Consider the following 17,758-nt stretch of genomic DNA (forward strand, 5'->3'; position numbering starts at 1 on the left):
CCGGCATATCCAATAATTAATTGGACAAAATAGCCTGACAAAGGGTTTACATCAAGGCAAATTTTCTGCTCCAGGCTTGAGGTCAACGAGGGCAGAGGGGACGGGCGAAAAGCACAGGAGGTTAATGCCTCGACTGTTCCAATGCTAATAGGGCGGTTTTGATGGGTAGTCCACCTCCGTAGCCAACCAGTTTTCCATTGGATCCGATCACCCGATGGCACGGCACGATAATAGAGACAGGGTTTTGGCCATTAGCGGCTCCCACGGCTCGTGAGGCCTTCGGGTTGCCAACCTGTTGAGCAATTTCCCCATACGAAACCGTTCGGCCATAGGGAATACGTTGAAGAGCCTTCCAGACATGACGTTGAAAGGGGGTCCCTTGAAGGTTCAATGCGACCTGAAACCGTGTCCGGGAGCCATCAAAGTATTCATCCAGTTGCTCAATCACCTCGTGAAACGGCTCACGTGACTGTTTCCATGTCGGCTGGATGTCCAGAGGGTGGGCTCCATCTTGAAACTGCAGGCCCTGCAACCCATCTGAGTTTCCCACCAAGAGAAGGCGGCCAACCGGACTTGGATTAATCCAGTAAAAAACCCCGGAATCCTTGGAGGCTTTTTTTGGCACTGGTGGCTTCATTATCCTGACCTTCCAGATTATCGAAGGTGAAACCGTCTAGGGTGCGGCCGAAATTGGAGATGGACAGGCTGACGAACATTTCCCTATGATCAAACCATGTCCATTCAGCAACATTTAAGTCAGTGGTGTCAAACCAGAGGACTCTCTCTGGCCGACCTTAGTCAACAAACGGGCGTGGCCCTGGCGAAACTTCAGGATTTCCAAAAGGGCAACTGGGACCCTCCGTTGTCCACGATGTCGTTAATTGCCGAATCTTTGAATGTGCCTGAATCCTGGCTCCATCATGATCCCCGAACCCTTCTACGATTGTGGAATGAATCTGACGAGGACAATCCGGAACTTCCGAGCACCTCTTCTCCCGATCCCCTATTTCAACGAATTATCCAAACCAGCCGTGATTACCAAGATCTCTTCGTCTTGCTCACCAGCCTGCTGCACCACGGTGATCCAAAATTAATTCGCGCCGCTCAGGTTAACCTCCAAAGCCTTTTCAAGCAGGTGCGCCCCACCACTGTCCCCTGGGGGTCGAGACCTCCAGGACACTTCGAACCTCCCAACGATTAACCACCCACACCTTCTCACTCAAAGGTTGAGTTGAACCAAAGAAAGAATTGGCTGTTATGAAAATGGGACAGGAACGGGAGAAGAACTAGCGTAACCTACCAGAGCCCTTTGCACGGTTTGGAGAAGCTCATCAACAGTAAAGGGTTTTTGCAGGGTGCAGATCGGCTGGAATATTTGATGAGGGCCCTTCATCGGTCCACCAGATCTAGGAATATTTCCCGTCAGAGTGATCATCGGAATGCTAGAAGATTGTTTATTAACGGGTGGAGTGAATTCGGCTTCTCTCTCTTCCATCGCCAACACATCCATAATAATCAAGGACGCTTGGAAATTTTCATGATTTTGAAGCCCCTCCTGGCAGGACTTTGCGGCCATAACCATATACCCGGCTGTTTCCAAAGAAAGAGAAACGGACTCCCTCACCTGGATATCATTGTCTATCACCAAAATCCTATTCATGTGTTAACCAAAAGTTATTCACCAATAAAAATGCTGGTCGCTAGTGAAAAAGGCCCAATTTCTTCGCAAATTAAAAAAGCAATTTATGTTCCTTCCCATTTAAAATCGTCTGTCAAAGAAATTTTCCCTTAAAAATCAAAACGTTACGTCCATTATCTCAAAAATGGTTAAGTGACCGACATGAAGGAGGAAACATGCAATATGCAGGGATCATCATTCACCATTTTCCATAATCCCTAATGCACCTTACAAACCACCGGACTGGTCCTGGAGCAATCCGAACAACCCACGAACAATCCTTAAAATTTGTGTAAGGGGACATCCAACCTGCGACTGTTTCTCCATAGCCAGAATAGTTGAAATCCTAAGCCGCTAAGCATCGCGGCCAAGCCCACATATAATCCGGTCACTTCTCCATAAAGTACTCCCGCCAATAAAAAGATGGAACTTCCAAACAGATACAAACACACGGCTTGAGTAATAACAGAAGTCTTCCCACGATGAACAAACTGGCCTTGAAAAAAACTCTCCCATGGACTCAAAGCGGGAAAAATTACCATGAGCCAGAGCGCTGTGGAGGCCAACACGGTCAGTTCAGGAGTCAGAGCCGCGCCCCATTCAAACCAGAGAGTGGAGAGAGGAGTGGCAGCAATCAGAAAAAGGATTCCGCTCGTACAGATTGAAACCATTGTCACAAATTTCTTCAAAGGGCCGAGAAAATGCGGTCGGTCATACAGAGCGACAACCACCTCCTGCATCGCTAATCCTCCACTCCGAAACACAAATGAGAGGCCACCTAACACCGGCCAGACAGCCAAGGACTCTATAGCGTTTGGCATCCGACTGATGGCCGCACTGACAATCGGTAAATTCCCAAGGGAAATGAGTGGAGTAAATGCAAGAGGCCAATAAAACACCCGTAATTGATTCAGTGTGAGAGGCGATGGATGCACAGGACTCATTTGAAGATTGGTGAGGATCGGACGCACGAAAAACAGAATAAAGCCAGCCTCGACCATTGCCCCAGAAGACATCGCGACCGTTGCCACAACAATCCCCGGGAAACTCTGTAGAACTATTCCGCAAAATAAGACCGAACTGCTTACAAATAAACGGACCAAGGTTCCAAGCCCAATCAGGCGCGTCTGTCCTGCCCGAATCACCACTCCCTGAAAAAACCTTCTCACCGCAATCGAGAGCGTCCATGGCGTCATGCATTGAAGACCGATTCTGGCCGGTTCCACAATAATATCTGGAACACCTAACACGTCTTGTACGATCATCCCGTACACCGGCGTAAAAGCCACGACGACATGAACGACGGTTAGAAGACTTCCCAAGACCACAATGAAATTTCGAATAAGCCGGTAGGCCAACCAATCCTTACATAAGGCGGTAGAGGCAACCAGAATCATTATGACGGGTGCCTCGATCAATAATGAGAGAGGAAAAACCACCCCACCATAGGCGGCTAAATGGACCTCAGGATCGGCCAAGCGGGAAACCGTGGCTGTGATCAGTGGAAACTCCAGACCCATGAGCATCCAACTCGCGGCCAAGGGCCACCACATGCGGAAAATCGTGAGGAACGGAGAAGGAGGGGCAGGTAGGGCCTGCGTGTTAGCAGTCACGAAACGACAAGCGGATCAAAAGGAACCCAAATGCACACTGTCCAAAATGGACAGGAAGCCTGAGAGGAGGCAAAAAGGAAAACAGGTTCATTGGCAAATGGATGCGGCTACATCATTAGGGGAAAGTAAAGTAGGGCGTCTTGCACGAAAGGGAACCGCCCTTTCGTGATGAGCCTACCTTATCATGAACGCGAGGTGTTCGCCAAAAGGTCAGAACCTGAGTTAGCAAGTCGTTTTAGGGCCATTCGTGAAGGAGCCAGAGGTGTGTGGAGTCCCGGGGGCAACAAATTCCTGGTTTTCAGATTTTCCCGCCATGGTCGAATCGGTTTCCACCGCAAAACGCCCCCCATGGCTTTTCTCCTGGTTATCCCCTTTCGCGTTGGCTTCCTGCACCTCTTCCTGGTCCACACAAGACGGCTTCCATGTCGAAGCTTCTATTTCACACGCTTCCCCGGGATAGAAACGAAGTGAATCCCAATGTGTCACCCAACTTTTCACATATTTCCGCATACTGGTTCCTGGAATAATTTGGGCCGGATCATTTGCCGCATTTTCCCACATATGCCACCCATGCCCCTTCAGATGAAGCGATCGAATCGTTTGATAGGATTCCTGAATAATATCGTTCGGTGGCTGTCCTAGGGGAATACGTTGGGTCTCCAATAAGCCCATACCTTTCTCCGCTTTGTCGGCGAGTATTCGTTCGGCTTCCGACTGCTTCGTTCGAAGTTTCTCCAACAGTTTGACCTTGTCACCTTTTTTCTCTAAGACTTCTTCCCGAAAATCATTGGTTAAGGCCAGCACAGCACCCAATCCTGGCAGAGTAGGACCGCCATCTAAATTCATGAGGCGTGCCACTTCGGCATAAGATTTCGCACGCTGGTTCACCGAATACCGGCCAATCAGTTCGGCTTCATCGATCAGCAAAATCCACCCGGCATATCCCGCGGCTTGCATCAGACGAGCAGCAAACTGAAAGCGCTGAAGCGCCAATTCTGCAGCCGATATTTTTCCAAACGCATACCGCTCTCCAAATCCGGCTTCTTGCAGGTACTTTTTTAAATCCCCGACTCCGATGGGGTCTCCCGTCCAAAATCGAGTCATCCGGTGGCCCAATTCCATATCGGAGCTCAATCGTTCATACAGCATCAACGTAGCGGCAAACCTGGCATCAATCTGACTTTCCGGATTATTCACCCACGTCACAAGATCCTTATAGCGCGGTGCCCAGACATCACATTGACCCGCAATTTCCGAAAACACTTCCCCTCGTTTGTCAGGAATCACTGCAGCTTCGATCGCAGAATAATACAAACGGACAGGATGATACAGAGGCGTTTCCTTACTGATCACAATCCTACTGCAGATGAAATTGGCATCCAGCGCCAGGTTTTGAAGATACTCCAGGATATGCGATTTTCCACTGCCAAACGCGCCCTCGATCACCATACCACGTGGGCACGGACCCGTAGTAATATTTTGCTGTGTGGCTTCTAATAACCGCCGAAAACGTCCCTCCACCTCGGGCTGAAGACATCCAAGCGTCGTTACCACATGCCGGTTCGGAACCCCCGCCCGAAGACCTTCAATAACACGACGGGCTTCTCCATCAGGCACCATTCTCCTCGGCGTGGCGGTGGAAGCAGTATGCTCTTCTTCAGAAACCTGCTGCTGATGATCCTGAATTCGGACCAACGAGGCCAATGGATTCTGACGGTGTTTCGGACGAACATCATCCCACACTCGCAATTTTAAAGCCTCGTACCGATCCACACCACGGCGGGAGTCGGTCAGGAACTCCTGTGGAGCCATGACCACCATCAGCAAGCCTTCCATTTCATCAGCCGAATCAATAAATTGACGAAGCAATTCATACAAATCTATGGTGGCTGAAGGCGAAAATGACAGAGAGCCGTCATTGGGCAAGCCATCCTTTTTCATAAGATACCGAGAGATATCGAGCGAAAGAATGAGGCCTCCCTGTCCCGTTAAACGAAGCCAGCGCGTTAAAGAAGACAGCATGTACCGTGCATTATGACGCGAAATTTTTTGATAGATCAGGGCCTTTTTAACTCCACCCACCAGTCGAAGGTCTCCACACAACCATTCTTTCACCGCTGAGGCCAAGACACGATCGGCATCGCCCGCATCCAACTGAGCCATACACAGCCGGATCATCGCCATGCGAAATTCACGGCACAGGCCCGAATCGCCTTCAATCGCTTTTTCCATCCATGTTTGAATATCCCGGCGGAGCATCGGCTCCTTCCGTTCATTCACCATTGCAACCTGCCGCAACGAGAATTCCTGTCGGTCTGAAGGAATTTGGTGCCCATGCTCTTCGAGTAACCTTTGGAGAAACCGATAAGCGAGTTCATCCCAATCTATTTGTTTGGCAATTTTCTGAAACAGTCGCTCGATCATGTGGGCTTTTGTGAATCGCGCGTCGACTTTTGCCAAGATATATCCTTCACGTTTGGCCAGTCCCTCTAATTCTTGTTGGCAGGTTTTTAATCCGTCTTCACCCGTGAACACGGCAAATTTGACTGCTCCACCCCCCTCACGAACAAAACTCCCAAGATATTCATGGTGAAGAATTCCCAGCCATTCGCTTAGAGCCAGGTTAAATCGGGGCTCCTCCTCGGAGTGAATATTGTGCTTGGGCGATGGTTTCATATCCGACCGATGTTGTTGCACAGATTCCGGCTTCTCTGGACAGGAGTCCGAGAGCAAAGAAAGGGAGGAGGGAAGACCTTCTTCTGTTCTCACGGATTGTAAGCGATTTAAGGCCTCAATTAATTTGCTCATCGTACGGTTCCTTCCCCCATGTTCATTCTGAAATTTTCAGATTTCTCCCACTTCGCACCTGTTTCAATGACCATGCCCACACGCTGCCGGGCTCCCGTAACCTTGCACCTCTTACACAGGAAAATGCACACTGATTTGACAGGCACGTTTATACAATTGATTGGCTCGCGCTTCGCATATGTCATCATCGTGTAAATGAAATAACGTTCGCCCGATTTCATAAAACGGCACGCCGAGATCCACGGCATCCAGCACGCGGAGATACATCGGCCATTCATCCCGACATTTTCGCCGTTCGAGATTTCGACCGACTTGATGTTTTTGCCATTCCAGAAGATCTGCCTTCACTTTTTCAATTTGCCCCGACAACGGCTTTTTCAGATCAAACACCGCCGCCATTCGCCATTCCGACAAACACAGGGTGACCTCTTCACCTCCCCCCAGCCAATCCGGTCCCTGTCCGAAATAGATCCGACCGTAATTCGAATCAAATGACAACATCCAGGGTTTGGCAATGGAGGGATTCGGAAGGCCACTGAGATGATATTTTTCTAATGAATTCGGCATCCGGGCTTTAAATGCCGGATGATCCGGCGTAAAAACTTTTTTGCGATACCGAGTGGGATACTGAGGATCTTTGGCACAAGACAGATCAAAATCGTATGTTTGCAGATAGTGTTGTTCCCAATCCTTCCGGTAATCTGAACGACGCCGGAGAAACTCCCACCGCCAAAAGGTATCGTTTAAACTCTGGGCGCAGGGATAGGTCTCCTCACGTTGCCAGTTGGGAACGGGCCCTACTATTCGTGGATGCCGGTGTATTTCCTTGGGCGGTCGTTTACTGTTCGACATATCGCCGGACCTCCTGTTCGGGAGTATTCAAAGTGGATCGCGGGATATGAGGTACGTGCCGGATCCGAAGAGAGCCAAAGACAGTCAATCCCGTCTTACGCGACATTCCAGCAACCAGCCTCAAAACCGCAAGGACTCAGGAATACTGATAGCACGGTCAAAAAAAGAATGGATTCGGTTCTCAAACTACCATACGAACAAACGAGGCAGGTGTCGGGAGATGAGCTGAGTAATCTTTACTCATGATGAGGAGAACAGGTTTTGCGCCTTGACCAAGACACTCCATGGACCCATCCAAACCAGGAGAGCACCGTCACACAACAAGCTAAAGCAACCATGGCCAAGACAAAACAAATTTTCCCTAACATGACGAAGACCCCCAGGATAGCGGTTCTTCATTCCTGCCTCTACTCTCTGTATCGGCAGGGTTTTTACAGGTCTTTACTCGATGCCTAAAAAAACATACCCTTTCTTTAAAGAAAATAACTCCAAAAATTCTACAAAACAATGGGCAAGACTTTCTTCCCGGCAATTTGCCTCTTTTTTCTTTAAAAAACAATGAATTATAGAAAAATTTCTATTGGGAAACTCCTCAGGGGGCGTTTTCAAGTCCACAACACCTTTCAGAGTTCAGATTCCCGGTTCAGCCAAGGTTTTGAGCAAACCACTACTCCATTGAACCGGAGAGTAGAAAAAAACTTATAAATACAGAGCCCGGTTGGTTGGCACACCCATCATCGGGACCAGTGGGATTGGATCAGGGTCCCAGAACCGATTAGTTGAGACATTTCTCTCAAAGAACCAGCCATTTGGCAAAGAAGGAGCCAGAACTTGTGAGTGTCCTGCGACAAGAACCACCAGAGATCTTAAATTCTTCCGCCAGTGTCGATTCAACAAAAAAAAACAACCATGCCTGACTTCAAGGGATTAGGCGCTGGAGCTGGACCTTCTCCTCTGGCGCAAACCAGCGTCATCCTGTTTCATAAGCCCAAAGGGTATCTGGTGACTCGAAAGGATGAGAGGGAGAGAAAAACAGTCTATCATATCCTACCGCCTTTCCTATTGCAGGAAGGCTGGGTACCAATCGGCCGATTGGACAAAGACTCCCGTGGCCTCCTCCTCTTCACTCAAGATGGAACAATAGTTGACCGACTCACCGCGCCAGGCGGATGCGAAAAAACCTATGATGTTGAGATCCGGGGAAGAATTTCAGACGATGACTTATCCCTTGTATTACAGGGAGTTTCCACTTCCATCGGAATATTAAAAGTACACAGGGTTACAAAAAAAAGAGAAGTCGGACCCAAAACACAGCTTGAGGTCGTCTTACGGGAGGGGAAAAACCGGCATCTCCGTCGAATCTTTCATGCCCTGAAAGATCCAAAATTTCAAACGCCGCTCAAAGTTCTCGATCTCAAACGCGTACAAATCGGCCCTTTGCCCTTGGATATCCCGGTAGGAACATGGAGATTTTCAACACCCGACGAGGAGACGCAATTGTTGGCTATTTGCAAAATATCAATACCTCGGGGTTGAATCTGTGGTGAAAGCGCCCTCATTTCTTATCAATTTTCGCCCAAGTATCTCGAAGAGGTACCGTCCGGTTAAAGACCAAATGGTCCTGAGTAGAATCCGGATCAAGACAAAAATATCCCTGCCGCTCAAACTGAAACCGACTACCTGATGACGCCCCTCTGAGACCGGGTTCGACCTGGCAATCAGATAACACGGTTAAGGAATGTGGATTGAGCAGATGGTGCAGGTCCTGAGTGTCACCCCCCGAACCGGGATTCGGTTGAGTCAACAAGGCCTCATACAATCTTACTTCGGCAGGAAGGGCATGCTGAGCAGAGACCCAGTGGAGAGTCCCTTTTACCTTTCGACTTGATTGACTTCCGCCACTTTTCGTCTCAGGATCGAAGGTACATCGTAGAGCCGCCACTTCTCCGGTTTCGGGATCCTTTTCAACACCGACACAGCGAATGATATAGGCATAGCGAAGACGTACTTCCTGCCCTGGAGATAACCGAAAAAACTTTTTAGGTGGATCTTCCCGAAAATCATCCTGTTCAATATACAGCTCACGGGAGAAAGGGATTTCCCGTTTGCCCTGGGTGGGATCCTCAGGATTATTGATCGCCTGTAAGATCTCAACCTGCCCAACCGGATAATTTTCAATAATGACCTTCAGAGGATGCAATACCGCCATCACCCGCGGCGCCGACCGGTTCAGATCTTCTCGAATAGCATGCTCCAACAAGGCCATTTCAATCACACTGTCACGTTTCGCCACCCCCACCCGCTCACAAAAATTTCGAATCGCTTCAGGCGTGTAACCCCGACGCCGAAGCCCTTTCAAGGTGGGCAACCGGGGATCCCCCCACCCGTCCACATGTTTCTCTTCCACCAACTGGTGAAGCTTGCGTTTACTCATCATGGTATGCCCGAGATTCAAACGGGCGAATTCAATTTGCTGGGGATAACACGAGACTTCACACACCCGGAGCAACCAATCATATAAGGGACGGTGATCCTCAAACTCCAGCGTACACAACGAATGCGTAATGCCCTCCAACGAGTCGGAAAGAGGATGCGCAAAGTCATAGGTCGGATAGAGGCACCAGTCATCACCGGTCCGATAGTGCGTGGCATGTCGGATACGATACAAGGCAGGATCTCTCAGATTAATATTAGGCGAGGCCATGTCAATTTTGGCACGCAACACATGGGCCCCGTCCTCAAATTCTCCGGACCGCATCCGGGCAAATAAGGCCAAATTTTCTTCAATAGTACGATTCCGGTACGGGCTATCCTTCCCTGGCTCAGTCAGCGTCCCTCGAAACACCCGGATCTCCTCGGCCGTTAAACTATCGACATAGGCATGGCCGGATTGAATCAGTCGCACCGCAAATTGATACAACTGCTCAAAATAGTCTGAGGCAAAAAAGAGGCGATCATCCCAATCAAAACCCAACCACCGGACATCTTCCTGAATGGAAGAGACATATTCCATGTTCTCCTTGGTCGGATTCGTATCATCGAAACGAAGATTACACAGCCCACCGAATTCTCCGGCAATGCCAAAATTCAAACAGATGGATTTCGCATGACCAATATGTAAATGCCCATTAGGTTCAGGGGGAAAACGGGTATGCACTCGTTTGCCAATAGGCTGGTTTTCCAGATCTGCAATAACTTTGGCTCTGATAAAGTCGATGGGAACATGTTGGTCTGGTGATGACATAATGAACAAGCTTTCAGAAAATTAAATGCAAAAAGTTTCAGCGTCTCGCATCTTCCAAAAACAAGACTCGGGCCGTGTGATTCCCGTTCCTAGGCATAGAGAATGTCCGAAAAGGTCCGAGAACGGCCTTTCCAAACAACTTTTCCAAACGACCTGTGGGTTATTCGCCAGGCTTGGAGAGTACAGTTGCCCCCACGCTACCATGAGTCGCGCCAACTCTCAACACGAGCAAGACAATATTCGATCCTTCAGGGTTACCAAAACCCGTCAAACCGGATCCAGACAGAGAAGGCATGAGCGTCGCAAATCTTTAAATGAACAGGCATGACGGCTAGAGCGAAAATGAGGATTCCATTCTGAATCTGCCGTCTTCTTCTGGTTCGGATTTCAGAAAAGAATGAGGAATCCCTTGTTTTTGGCACGGGACAGATTTAATTCGGCTTCCGGAAATAGATCGGCAAGCCACTCCCCGGGGCTTCATCGTTTCATATGGTGGATTCGGATCAAGAACCTTGGGTTAGGGTAGGGAAGGAATGCAAGGGAATGAAGAGTACTGCAACCCCCCTCAGAAGACCCATTGCCTATTACATGTATTGGAGATGAGGTGGATTACAAAACAACCAACAGCGAACGGACCGCACCGGATTTTAGGAGAAGGTTTTGGTATACACAAAATTCTGACGGACGGAGACTCCATCTTTGCCCACGGCAGCGGATTTTCCCTGTGGAGCTGCGCCTTTCTCTTTTGGCCCTTTCGCGCCTTCTTCATGGTTCGCGTTCGATTCAGCGAACTCAGAACCCTTCGCAGCTTTCGATTCCCCACCCTCGTCCTGACCCTTTTTCAATTGCCTGGCCCACAGGTTGGGCTGGCAAACAAGGTGAAAGTTGGGAGCAGGGACGGAATCATCAATGCGCCATAACTCAAGTTCAGCGCCATAGAATGTCACTTCATCACGGGAAACGCCATTCAGCCAATCCAAGGTTTGGCGAATCTCCGCAGAAATACTCTGGGCCACACACACCACCGTTTTCGCATCGAGGCCCGCCGCATACATAATCAGTTTACCCAGCGCGTCGGGATCAATGCCCTCCAAATGACCCAACACAATCACGTAACTCCCGGTCTTCACATCTTTGGCGAGAACGCCTCCGGCCAAAATACTGAGAGGAATGTCACTTCCAGCCGGCTTGAGGGGGCGCTCGATCGTCTCTCCTAATATGTCTAAGATTTCCTCCTGCTGAAGCCATGAAGCAAACCCGTCGGCCTCATTTCCCCACACTTCACTCAAATTTATTTTTCGAAGCTTTCCAACCGGTTTTGCCATAACAACCTCAACAAAAAAAATTGTTGTTTTCTACTTACTACTTCAATGAGACGTACTAGTCTTATCGACAGGTATTCAAAAAAGTTAAGACACAAAATACATAAGACACCACCTCCTTATGAACCGTCCCCTACCCTGTCATAACCGACCGGCACCACAATAGCCAGATTCCCAGAAGAGCTTATCCAAAACGCCCGCGGCCCTGAGCCATCCGTGGATGTTCCGGGATCAGGGCAATGGTCAGGAAAGACATTCACGAGAAAAAAATTACCTACTTATCATTGATCTTTCTTCAAATTAGAGTACAATAGATTAAGTTCATTCACGCATAAATTGGTCCTCGAATCCCATTCAACCCTTTCTCCAAACTCGAAGACCCCTCTGGAACGAGGGACCAAAAGGATGGACAGCAAAGTGTTTCCCAACTTTAACAGGAGGTTTCTGCTATGAATCGACTATCCCTATTAGGGCTGAGTCTCGTCTGTGCACTCGGACTGATGGCTTCTCTCTCAGGGTGCGGAGAAACGGAAGGGCCTGCCGAAAAAGCTGGGAAGACCCTTGATCAAGCGGCAGAAAATACAACCGAATCCGTCAATAATGCTATGGAAAGCACAGGGGAAACCATGGACAACGCAGCCGAACAAACAGGAGAAGCTCTCGAGGAGGCAATGGAAAGTACCGAGAAAATGGCAGAGGATACCGCGAAACATTAAAAAAAGTTTTCTGACCTCAGGTCTCTGAGGGGCAAAACACCCTCTCAAATGTTCTAATTCGTGATGGCAACCGCCGGGAGGAGATGGGCAATAAATCTCATCTTCCTTTTGTTCTCTGGCCTTCAGGGGGCCGAGGGCATACCACAGAACCAAGGGAAAAAGGGGGTTGTGAAAACAAGTTTAAGGTAAAACGGCAGGACCAGCCCAAAGAACAGTGAGTAATTCCGACATAAGGGAAGGGTAAGTCCCATCGCTCACACAACCTATTGAACCAAGAGGAAACCGAGACATGATGATCGATAAGTGGATAAAAACGATCTTGGCCGTCTTAGCCCTCCTTTTTGTGCTCTCAGTGGGCAATCCTTTCGCACGGGCAGACGACAAGTGGGCGTTTGGAACGGATATCGGTTTTTTGTCAGATACCACCGACGACACCGTGTTCACACTCAGTTTCCAGGGAGACTATTTTCTCAACTCACAGGTCTCTGTTGGCCCGCAACTCTTGTTTTCTCCCGGTGGCGACCTCACCCAAGTCACCTTCGCCGGAATCGGTCGGTATCACATTCCCGTCGGTGCTGTCACCATCATTCCTTTTGGCGGAATCGGCTTTGTCTATGCAGATTTGGAACACGGCCGTCGTGATGACAGCGATGTCAGTTATAGCTTTCCTTTTGGGGCTACCGCAGCCTTCAAGATCAATCGGACCGTTGATCTGTCAAGTACACTCATATTTACTTTCCAAGATATTGATCTGAATAATCGGAAAAGTAGCGACAATTTCAACATCGGTATGTTATTCGGCTTTCGGTTCCAACCCTAATACCCTCACATCATCCTTCAAGATGGCAGGCGGTCGTACCATTGGATGACCATTACCATGGGAACGACGTGCTCACAGGGATTGGGAAAGCCCACCCCCAAAAAAAGATGAATGGATGCGTTCCCCATTGTGTGAAGCAGCCAAAGGGTAGTTACTCCTTCACGTTTTCTAAATACTCGGCCATTCGATCCAACGCCATCGCATTAAGTCGCTTCCCATACCATCGGGGCATCACCCGATCGGCGTATCCGGGCACCACGTAGGCGCCTGGATTCAAAATCGATTCCTGGACATATTCACGAACTGTGGTCGCCGTCCCCTGATATTGAGGGTCTGCCAATCGAAGGGGTCCATTCGTCCCTAGAACTAACCGAGGACCCTCACGCCCCAGAGCAGGAGCAATACCTGGAATGGTATGACACACTGCGCAGCCGGATTGCACAAACAACTTTTCCAGCGGCTCGGTCCCCGTGGCCAGTGGCACATCGGTCAGCTCCACAGACGGGACTTTGGTGGAAGGGGAATCTGGTTGGTCCGGACTGGTGGATTCCCCCACGCGGGCTTCGCTAGGATCCGAAGGCGATTGATTGAACAGATTCACAGAAAGGGTCGCCATAATCCCGCAGGCCACCACAATAAAAATGAGAAAGGTTTCCCGGCTTCCTGAAAATTGTGAAGACTTCGGTTTTTTCATAGACGCTTTCACGATCCTACGGTAAAGATTGACAGAGTACGGCCAAACACGATGAGCCAACGACGTATAAAAACCTGAGGTGGTCTACCGAAAGTTCCCCTGCCCTGTCAAATAGTCATTCTCCGTGCAAGATGATCACACCCATCCGATCGGCCACTCCCTGTCTAATGCCCTTAACCTGACTTGTCTTCCGCACAGGAGTTTTGGTATCCCAAATATGAGAGACAAACGAAAAGCCGCCATCGTAAGGCTCACCCCGCGCACACATGGTTAATCATTGTTTGTGGCCGTCCCAACCATTTATTCCACACCCGTGGTTAGATGGCCCACACCGCATGACCCTTCTCCCCCGCTGGTGGCCCCGTGGTCGTTTCCTATCGTTACTGCCCCCACAAGACCGTATCTTTCAGGTCTCTCCCGAGGTGGGCTTACTCACAAAATGTCATTGGCAACCCTGCCCCTCACAGCACCCCACCATCCTGATGGTTCATGGCCTCGAAGGGTGCACCGAATCCCACTATATGCGGGGTCTGGCCAGGAAATGTTGGGATGCGGGATGGAATTGCATTCGCATCAATCAACGCAATTGTGGCGGATCCGAACATCTCACACCCACCCTGTATCACAATGGGCTCAGCCAGGATTACGCCAGGATTATTCAGGAAATTACCGAAGAGGATCGCTGCACCGCGGTGTGGCTCATCGGATATTCCATGGGAGGCAATCTCGCCCTCAAATTAGCTGGCGAGCATGGAACCACCCTCCCTTCTCTTCGTGGAGTCGCAGCCGTCTGTCCCAACATCCAGCCCGCAGCCTGCGTCCGCGCCCTGCAACATCCTTCCAATTGGCTTTATCATCGGTATTTCCTAAAAAGCTTAACAGGAAAATTACGCAACAAAGCCCGCCTCTTTCCAGGTCGGTGGGATCTCTCACACCTCTCTCATATACGGACCATGTGGGAATTTGATGAAATCTATACCGCTCCAGACGGAGGGTATCGAAATGCCAAAGAGTATTACGAACAAAGCGCCGCCAGAAACACGCTGTCCTCCATCACCATCCCGACCCTCGTCATCACGGCCCAAGATGACCCGTTTATCCCCTACCACATGTTTGCCGACCCTGCTCTCGACGCTAATCCCTTCATCCAACTTGAGGCGCCTGCTCATGGGGGCCATTGCGGATTTTTTCAACGGCACCATAAGTATGAGGATCATTTTTGGGCCGAAAATCGTCTATGCGACTGGATTCATGCTCAACTCAACTCAGCATGACCCCGATCGGTTCCTGGACTCACACTCTTTGAACGCCATTCAAACCCCCTTCAACACTCATCGCCTTCACGCCTATTCTCCACTTGCCTGAGACCTCTCAGGTGAGGTAGAACTCTGTTCAAATGCGTAGCCAATCCTTTCCGTCACGAGTCCCATCACACGTTTTCACACGTCCATGAAATTAAAACCCGGATCCCCAGGAAAAGGCATTCTTCGCCAAATGCATAAGGCGCAAGAAAAATACTTGGAAGGCTGGTTGGATGTTCCCGCCCATGTGCATCACACAGCCTATCGTATGGCGAACCCGGCAGTTGAACGTCCCCAAAGTCGAAAAGAGTTTCAACAGCTTCTGGCCTGCTTAGAGATCGATTCCGCCCACGCCGTCATGGAAGACAAGGTTGGATTCGGCGTAAAGAAAGGCACGAATGGGGACAAACTCATTGTCATTTGGGAGGCTCATACTGAATATTACAGCTATCAGGTTTGGCATATCCCCTCTCACGCCTCCCAGCCATTGGGATTCGGACCGTTGGGATTTTCCGAATATGTGTTTCCCTTTTCGCCGTTGGGCATCCAAGTCAACGCGTTGGATCTCTTAGTCATCCCCGCGCGTACTTACGACCAGGAAGAATTAAGAACCCTTCTCCCCGGACCACAATTGTATGCCAGCAAGGTTCTGGGGGAGGACATCTGCGTGGCCACCAGCTTTACTCCAGACGAACATGATCGGGAACGATATCTCATTTGGGCTCCTGATCCTGTTTTGCTTCGGCAAAAACTAGCCAGACTCATGACGATTGTGACGACTCTAGAAAATTATACCCATCTGATTTTACTGCCCTATCCAGCCTTTTCCCGGTCGGTCGATCAGGTTCAAATCTTCGAACAGCGTCATCTCTATCAACGGACCCTAATCACGAAAGAACTGAACAGAGCCACGCATAGCACGCTTCAACAATGGCTGGAAGGGTTAACCCATGATTTTCTTGAAGTGGGGCGGTTGACCGCTTCGCTGCGTTATCGCCTTTCGGCTTCGGTCCCCTATGATCGAATTGTGCACAGTAATACCCTGGCCCTCCAAGAGCAATCGCTGCCCTACGGTCGAACGCTCATCGATTATTTTCAATGGAAAATTACAGGTGTAGCCGATGGTTACCAGCAATTGCTCTCACGTGTGCAGGCCTTAGAGCAGGACTTTGAAGGCACCATTGCCGTCTTGCGCACCAAGGTGGAACTCCTTTTACAAGAGCAAAATTTGGCGCAACAAGATCAAAATGTGAGCCTCCTGGCCAGCTTGGATAAAACCACAAAAAGCCAAGTCGTCCTGCAACATACTGTGGAAGGCCTCTCTGTGATCGTGATTGCCTATTACGTGAGTGGCCTAGCCAACTACCTCTTTAAGGCCCTGCATGAACTCGGTTGGCTAGACAAGTATGAGTTGGCCTCTGGAATCTTCGTGCCCATCGCTCTGGGCCTCTCATTTGCCATTATCACATGGGGAAGAAACCGTATCCAAAAAAAAATTACAGCAATGCCTCCGGCCTCCGCCTCGCATCCTTCCAAACATGCCTGATCATTCCTCCCACATTTCTCGTTCCTTCACAAACATGACCGCAGCCTGATCCGCCAAACCAGAAACAGGCTCTCTCCGGCATTCTTCACAAACCAACAGGTTGGGAACCACCCCCGAGTTCCACGGTCCAACAGCCAACCCGTGACAAAAAAAGATTCATTTTAAGTACCCCAGGGAAATATCCGAGAAAGATAAGAAAAGGTCGACGTTTAGGCCATTCAACCCCAGAGCTGCACCAGAAGGGATCACCATGCTAACAGCCGAGGAACTGGTAAAAAAATTCACACAACTCTTTACCCTTCCAGAGGTCTATCTACAAGTCAAAAAGGTCATTGATAATCCAGATTCCACCATGGCGGACCTGTCCAGGGCAATCAGCATTGATCCCGGCATGACCGTCGCCGTCCTTAAATTAGTGAATAGCGCATTTTATGCCATGCCTCGCAAAGTCGAGACCATTTCGCGGGCTGTCGGAATTCTCGGTATGCAACCGCTCCATGATTTGACGCTCGCCATCTCGGTCACCAAAACCTTCTCAGGCCTCAATCAACACGTGATGAGTATGAATGTCTATTGGTCCAACAGCTTCTTTAGTGGACTGGTGGCACGGGAATTGGCAAGAAAATGTTTTCTGGTGGATAGTGAACGAATGTTCGTAGAGGGCCTATTGAGAGATATTGGACATCTCCTCCTCTATGACCAACTTCCCGAACCGTCTGAGCAGGTGTTACGGGAGTCGGCCAAAGATGGCTCTCCCGTCCATATATTGGAACAACAATTGTTGGGCTTCGATTATACCGAAGTGGGTCAGACACTCATTGAGGAATGGCAACTGCCAAAAAATTTCGGGATTGCGATTCGATATCAGAACAATCCATCCGGGACCAGCGAGCACGGATTTGAAGCGGCGCTCCTCAATATGGCCGGCGCCCTCACGGAAGGGTTCCAATCACCAAAGGGACATGCCCAATGGCAAAATCTCGTGGCTCCTGAATCGTGGAAATTAACAGGACTGGATGAGGAAGGCCTCCAAGAATGCATGCTGGAAGCAGGCAAACAGCTTTCCGGCATGTTAACCCTCATGGAAGAAGCACGCCAACCCGTTGGAGCCTCATAAAAACAAGAGAGACCTGATTGTCAACGGGTCAAACGGAAAATCCGGAC

General features: G+C 49.6%; 15 protein-coding genes. 7 read left to right on the top strand and 8 right to left on the bottom strand.

The features are described from left to right. Positions 1–121: 121 nt before the first annotated feature. Positions 122–637, bottom strand: coding sequence for a methylated-DNA--[protein]-cysteine S-methyltransferase (locus tag PP769_RS17670; RefSeq protein WP_312642697.1), 516 nt, complete (start codon positions 635–637; stop codon positions 122–124). A gap of 96 nt (positions 638–733) precedes the next feature. On the opposite strand from PP769_RS17670, the gene PP769_RS17675 reads away from it, so the two are divergent. Further along, on the top strand, positions 734–1,201 hold the full coding sequence (locus PP769_RS17675; protein WP_312642699.1) for a helix-turn-helix domain-containing protein: 468 nt from the start codon (positions 734–736) through the stop codon (positions 1,199–1,201). A 54-nt stretch (positions 1,202–1,255) separates the two neighbouring features. Here the strand turns inward: PP769_RS17675 and PP769_RS17680 are convergent, their stop codons facing one another. From PP769_RS17680 to PP769_RS17695, 4 genes are all read right to left on the bottom strand, one after another. Beyond that, positions 1,256–1,660, bottom strand: coding sequence for a response regulator (locus PP769_RS17680; RefSeq protein ID WP_312642701.1), 405 nt, complete (start codon positions 1,658–1,660; stop codon positions 1,256–1,258). 299 nt (positions 1,661–1,959) lie between these two features. Continuing rightward, positions 1,960–3,231 carry a hypothetical protein gene (locus tag PP769_RS17685; RefSeq protein ID WP_312642703.1) on the bottom strand — a complete coding sequence of 424 codons (1,272 nt, stop codon included), beginning with the start codon at positions 3,229–3,231 and terminating at the stop codon, positions 1,960–1,962. 282 nt (positions 3,232–3,513) lie between these two features. Next, complete coding sequence (locus PP769_RS17690; RefSeq protein ID WP_312642705.1) at positions 3,514–6,099, bottom strand: BREX system ATP-binding domain-containing protein; 2,586 nt, start codon at positions 6,097–6,099, stop codon at positions 3,514–3,516. A 111-nt stretch (positions 6,100–6,210) separates the two neighbouring features. Then, positions 6,211–6,951 carry a hypothetical protein gene (locus tag PP769_RS17695; RefSeq protein WP_312642708.1) on the bottom strand — a complete coding sequence of 247 codons (741 nt, stop codon included), beginning with the start codon at positions 6,949–6,951 and terminating at the stop codon, positions 6,211–6,213. A gap of 909 nt (positions 6,952–7,860) precedes the next feature. Between PP769_RS17695 and PP769_RS17700 the strand changes: the two genes are divergently transcribed. Beyond that, positions 7,861–8,487, top strand: coding sequence for a pseudouridine synthase (locus PP769_RS17700; RefSeq protein ID WP_312642710.1), 627 nt, complete (start codon positions 7,861–7,863; stop codon positions 8,485–8,487). Between the two features lie 19 nt (positions 8,488–8,506). Here the strand turns inward: PP769_RS17700 and PP769_RS17705 are convergent, their stop codons facing one another. Both PP769_RS17705 and PP769_RS17710 read right to left on the bottom strand, forming a co-directional pair. Then, the gene (locus PP769_RS17705) at positions 8,507–10,195 is read right to left on the bottom strand and encodes a glutamine--tRNA ligase/YqeY domain fusion protein (protein WP_312642713.1); all 1,689 of its coding nucleotides are present in this window, start codon (positions 10,193–10,195) and stop codon (positions 8,507–8,509) included. Positions 10,196–10,842: 647 nt separating this feature from the next. Further along, entirely contained in the window at positions 10,843–11,520 is a 678-nt protein-coding gene (locus PP769_RS17710) for a hypothetical protein (protein ID WP_312642715.1), read from the bottom strand. 446 nt (positions 11,521–11,966) lie between these two features. Here PP769_RS17710 and PP769_RS17715 point away from each other — a divergent pair, with 446 nt between their 5' ends. Together PP769_RS17715 and PP769_RS17720 are read left to right on the top strand one after the other, a co-directional pair. After that, on the top strand, positions 11,967–12,233 hold the full coding sequence (locus tag PP769_RS17715; RefSeq protein WP_312642716.1) for a hypothetical protein: 267 nt from the start codon (positions 11,967–11,969) through the stop codon (positions 12,231–12,233). A gap of 289 nt (positions 12,234–12,522) precedes the next feature. Continuing rightward, positions 12,523–13,053 (top strand): outer membrane beta-barrel protein, encoded by a 531-nt coding sequence (locus PP769_RS17720; protein WP_312642718.1) that lies wholly within the window; start codon positions 12,523–12,525, stop codon positions 13,051–13,053. 151 nt (positions 13,054–13,204) lie between these two features. On the opposite strand, the gene PP769_RS17725 is transcribed toward PP769_RS17720, so the two are convergent. Then, on the bottom strand, positions 13,205–13,747 hold the full coding sequence (locus PP769_RS17725) for a c-type cytochrome (RefSeq protein WP_312642720.1): 543 nt from the start codon (positions 13,745–13,747) through the stop codon (positions 13,205–13,207). A 335-nt stretch (positions 13,748–14,082) separates the two neighbouring features. Here PP769_RS17725 and PP769_RS17730 point away from each other — a divergent pair, with 335 nt between their 5' ends. From PP769_RS17730 to PP769_RS17740, 3 genes are all read left to right on the top strand, one after another. Continuing rightward, a complete protein-coding gene (locus PP769_RS17730) occupies positions 14,083–15,021 on the top strand; it encodes a YheT family hydrolase (RefSeq protein WP_312642722.1) in 939 nt (312 codons plus the stop codon). A 175-nt stretch (positions 15,022–15,196) separates the two neighbouring features. Continuing rightward, a complete protein-coding gene (locus PP769_RS17735; protein WP_312642724.1) occupies positions 15,197–16,594 on the top strand; it encodes a DUF3422 family protein in 1,398 nt (465 codons plus the stop codon). Between the two features lie 250 nt (positions 16,595–16,844). Further along, a complete protein-coding gene (locus PP769_RS17740; RefSeq protein ID WP_312642726.1) occupies positions 16,845–17,711 on the top strand; it encodes an HDOD domain-containing protein in 867 nt (288 codons plus the stop codon). Positions 17,712–17,758 lie beyond the last annotated feature (47 nt).

The organism is Candidatus Nitrospira allomarina, assembly GCF_032050975.1.
GTDB lineage: Bacteria > Nitrospirota > Nitrospiria > Nitrospirales > UBA8639 > Nitrospira_E > Nitrospira_E allomarina.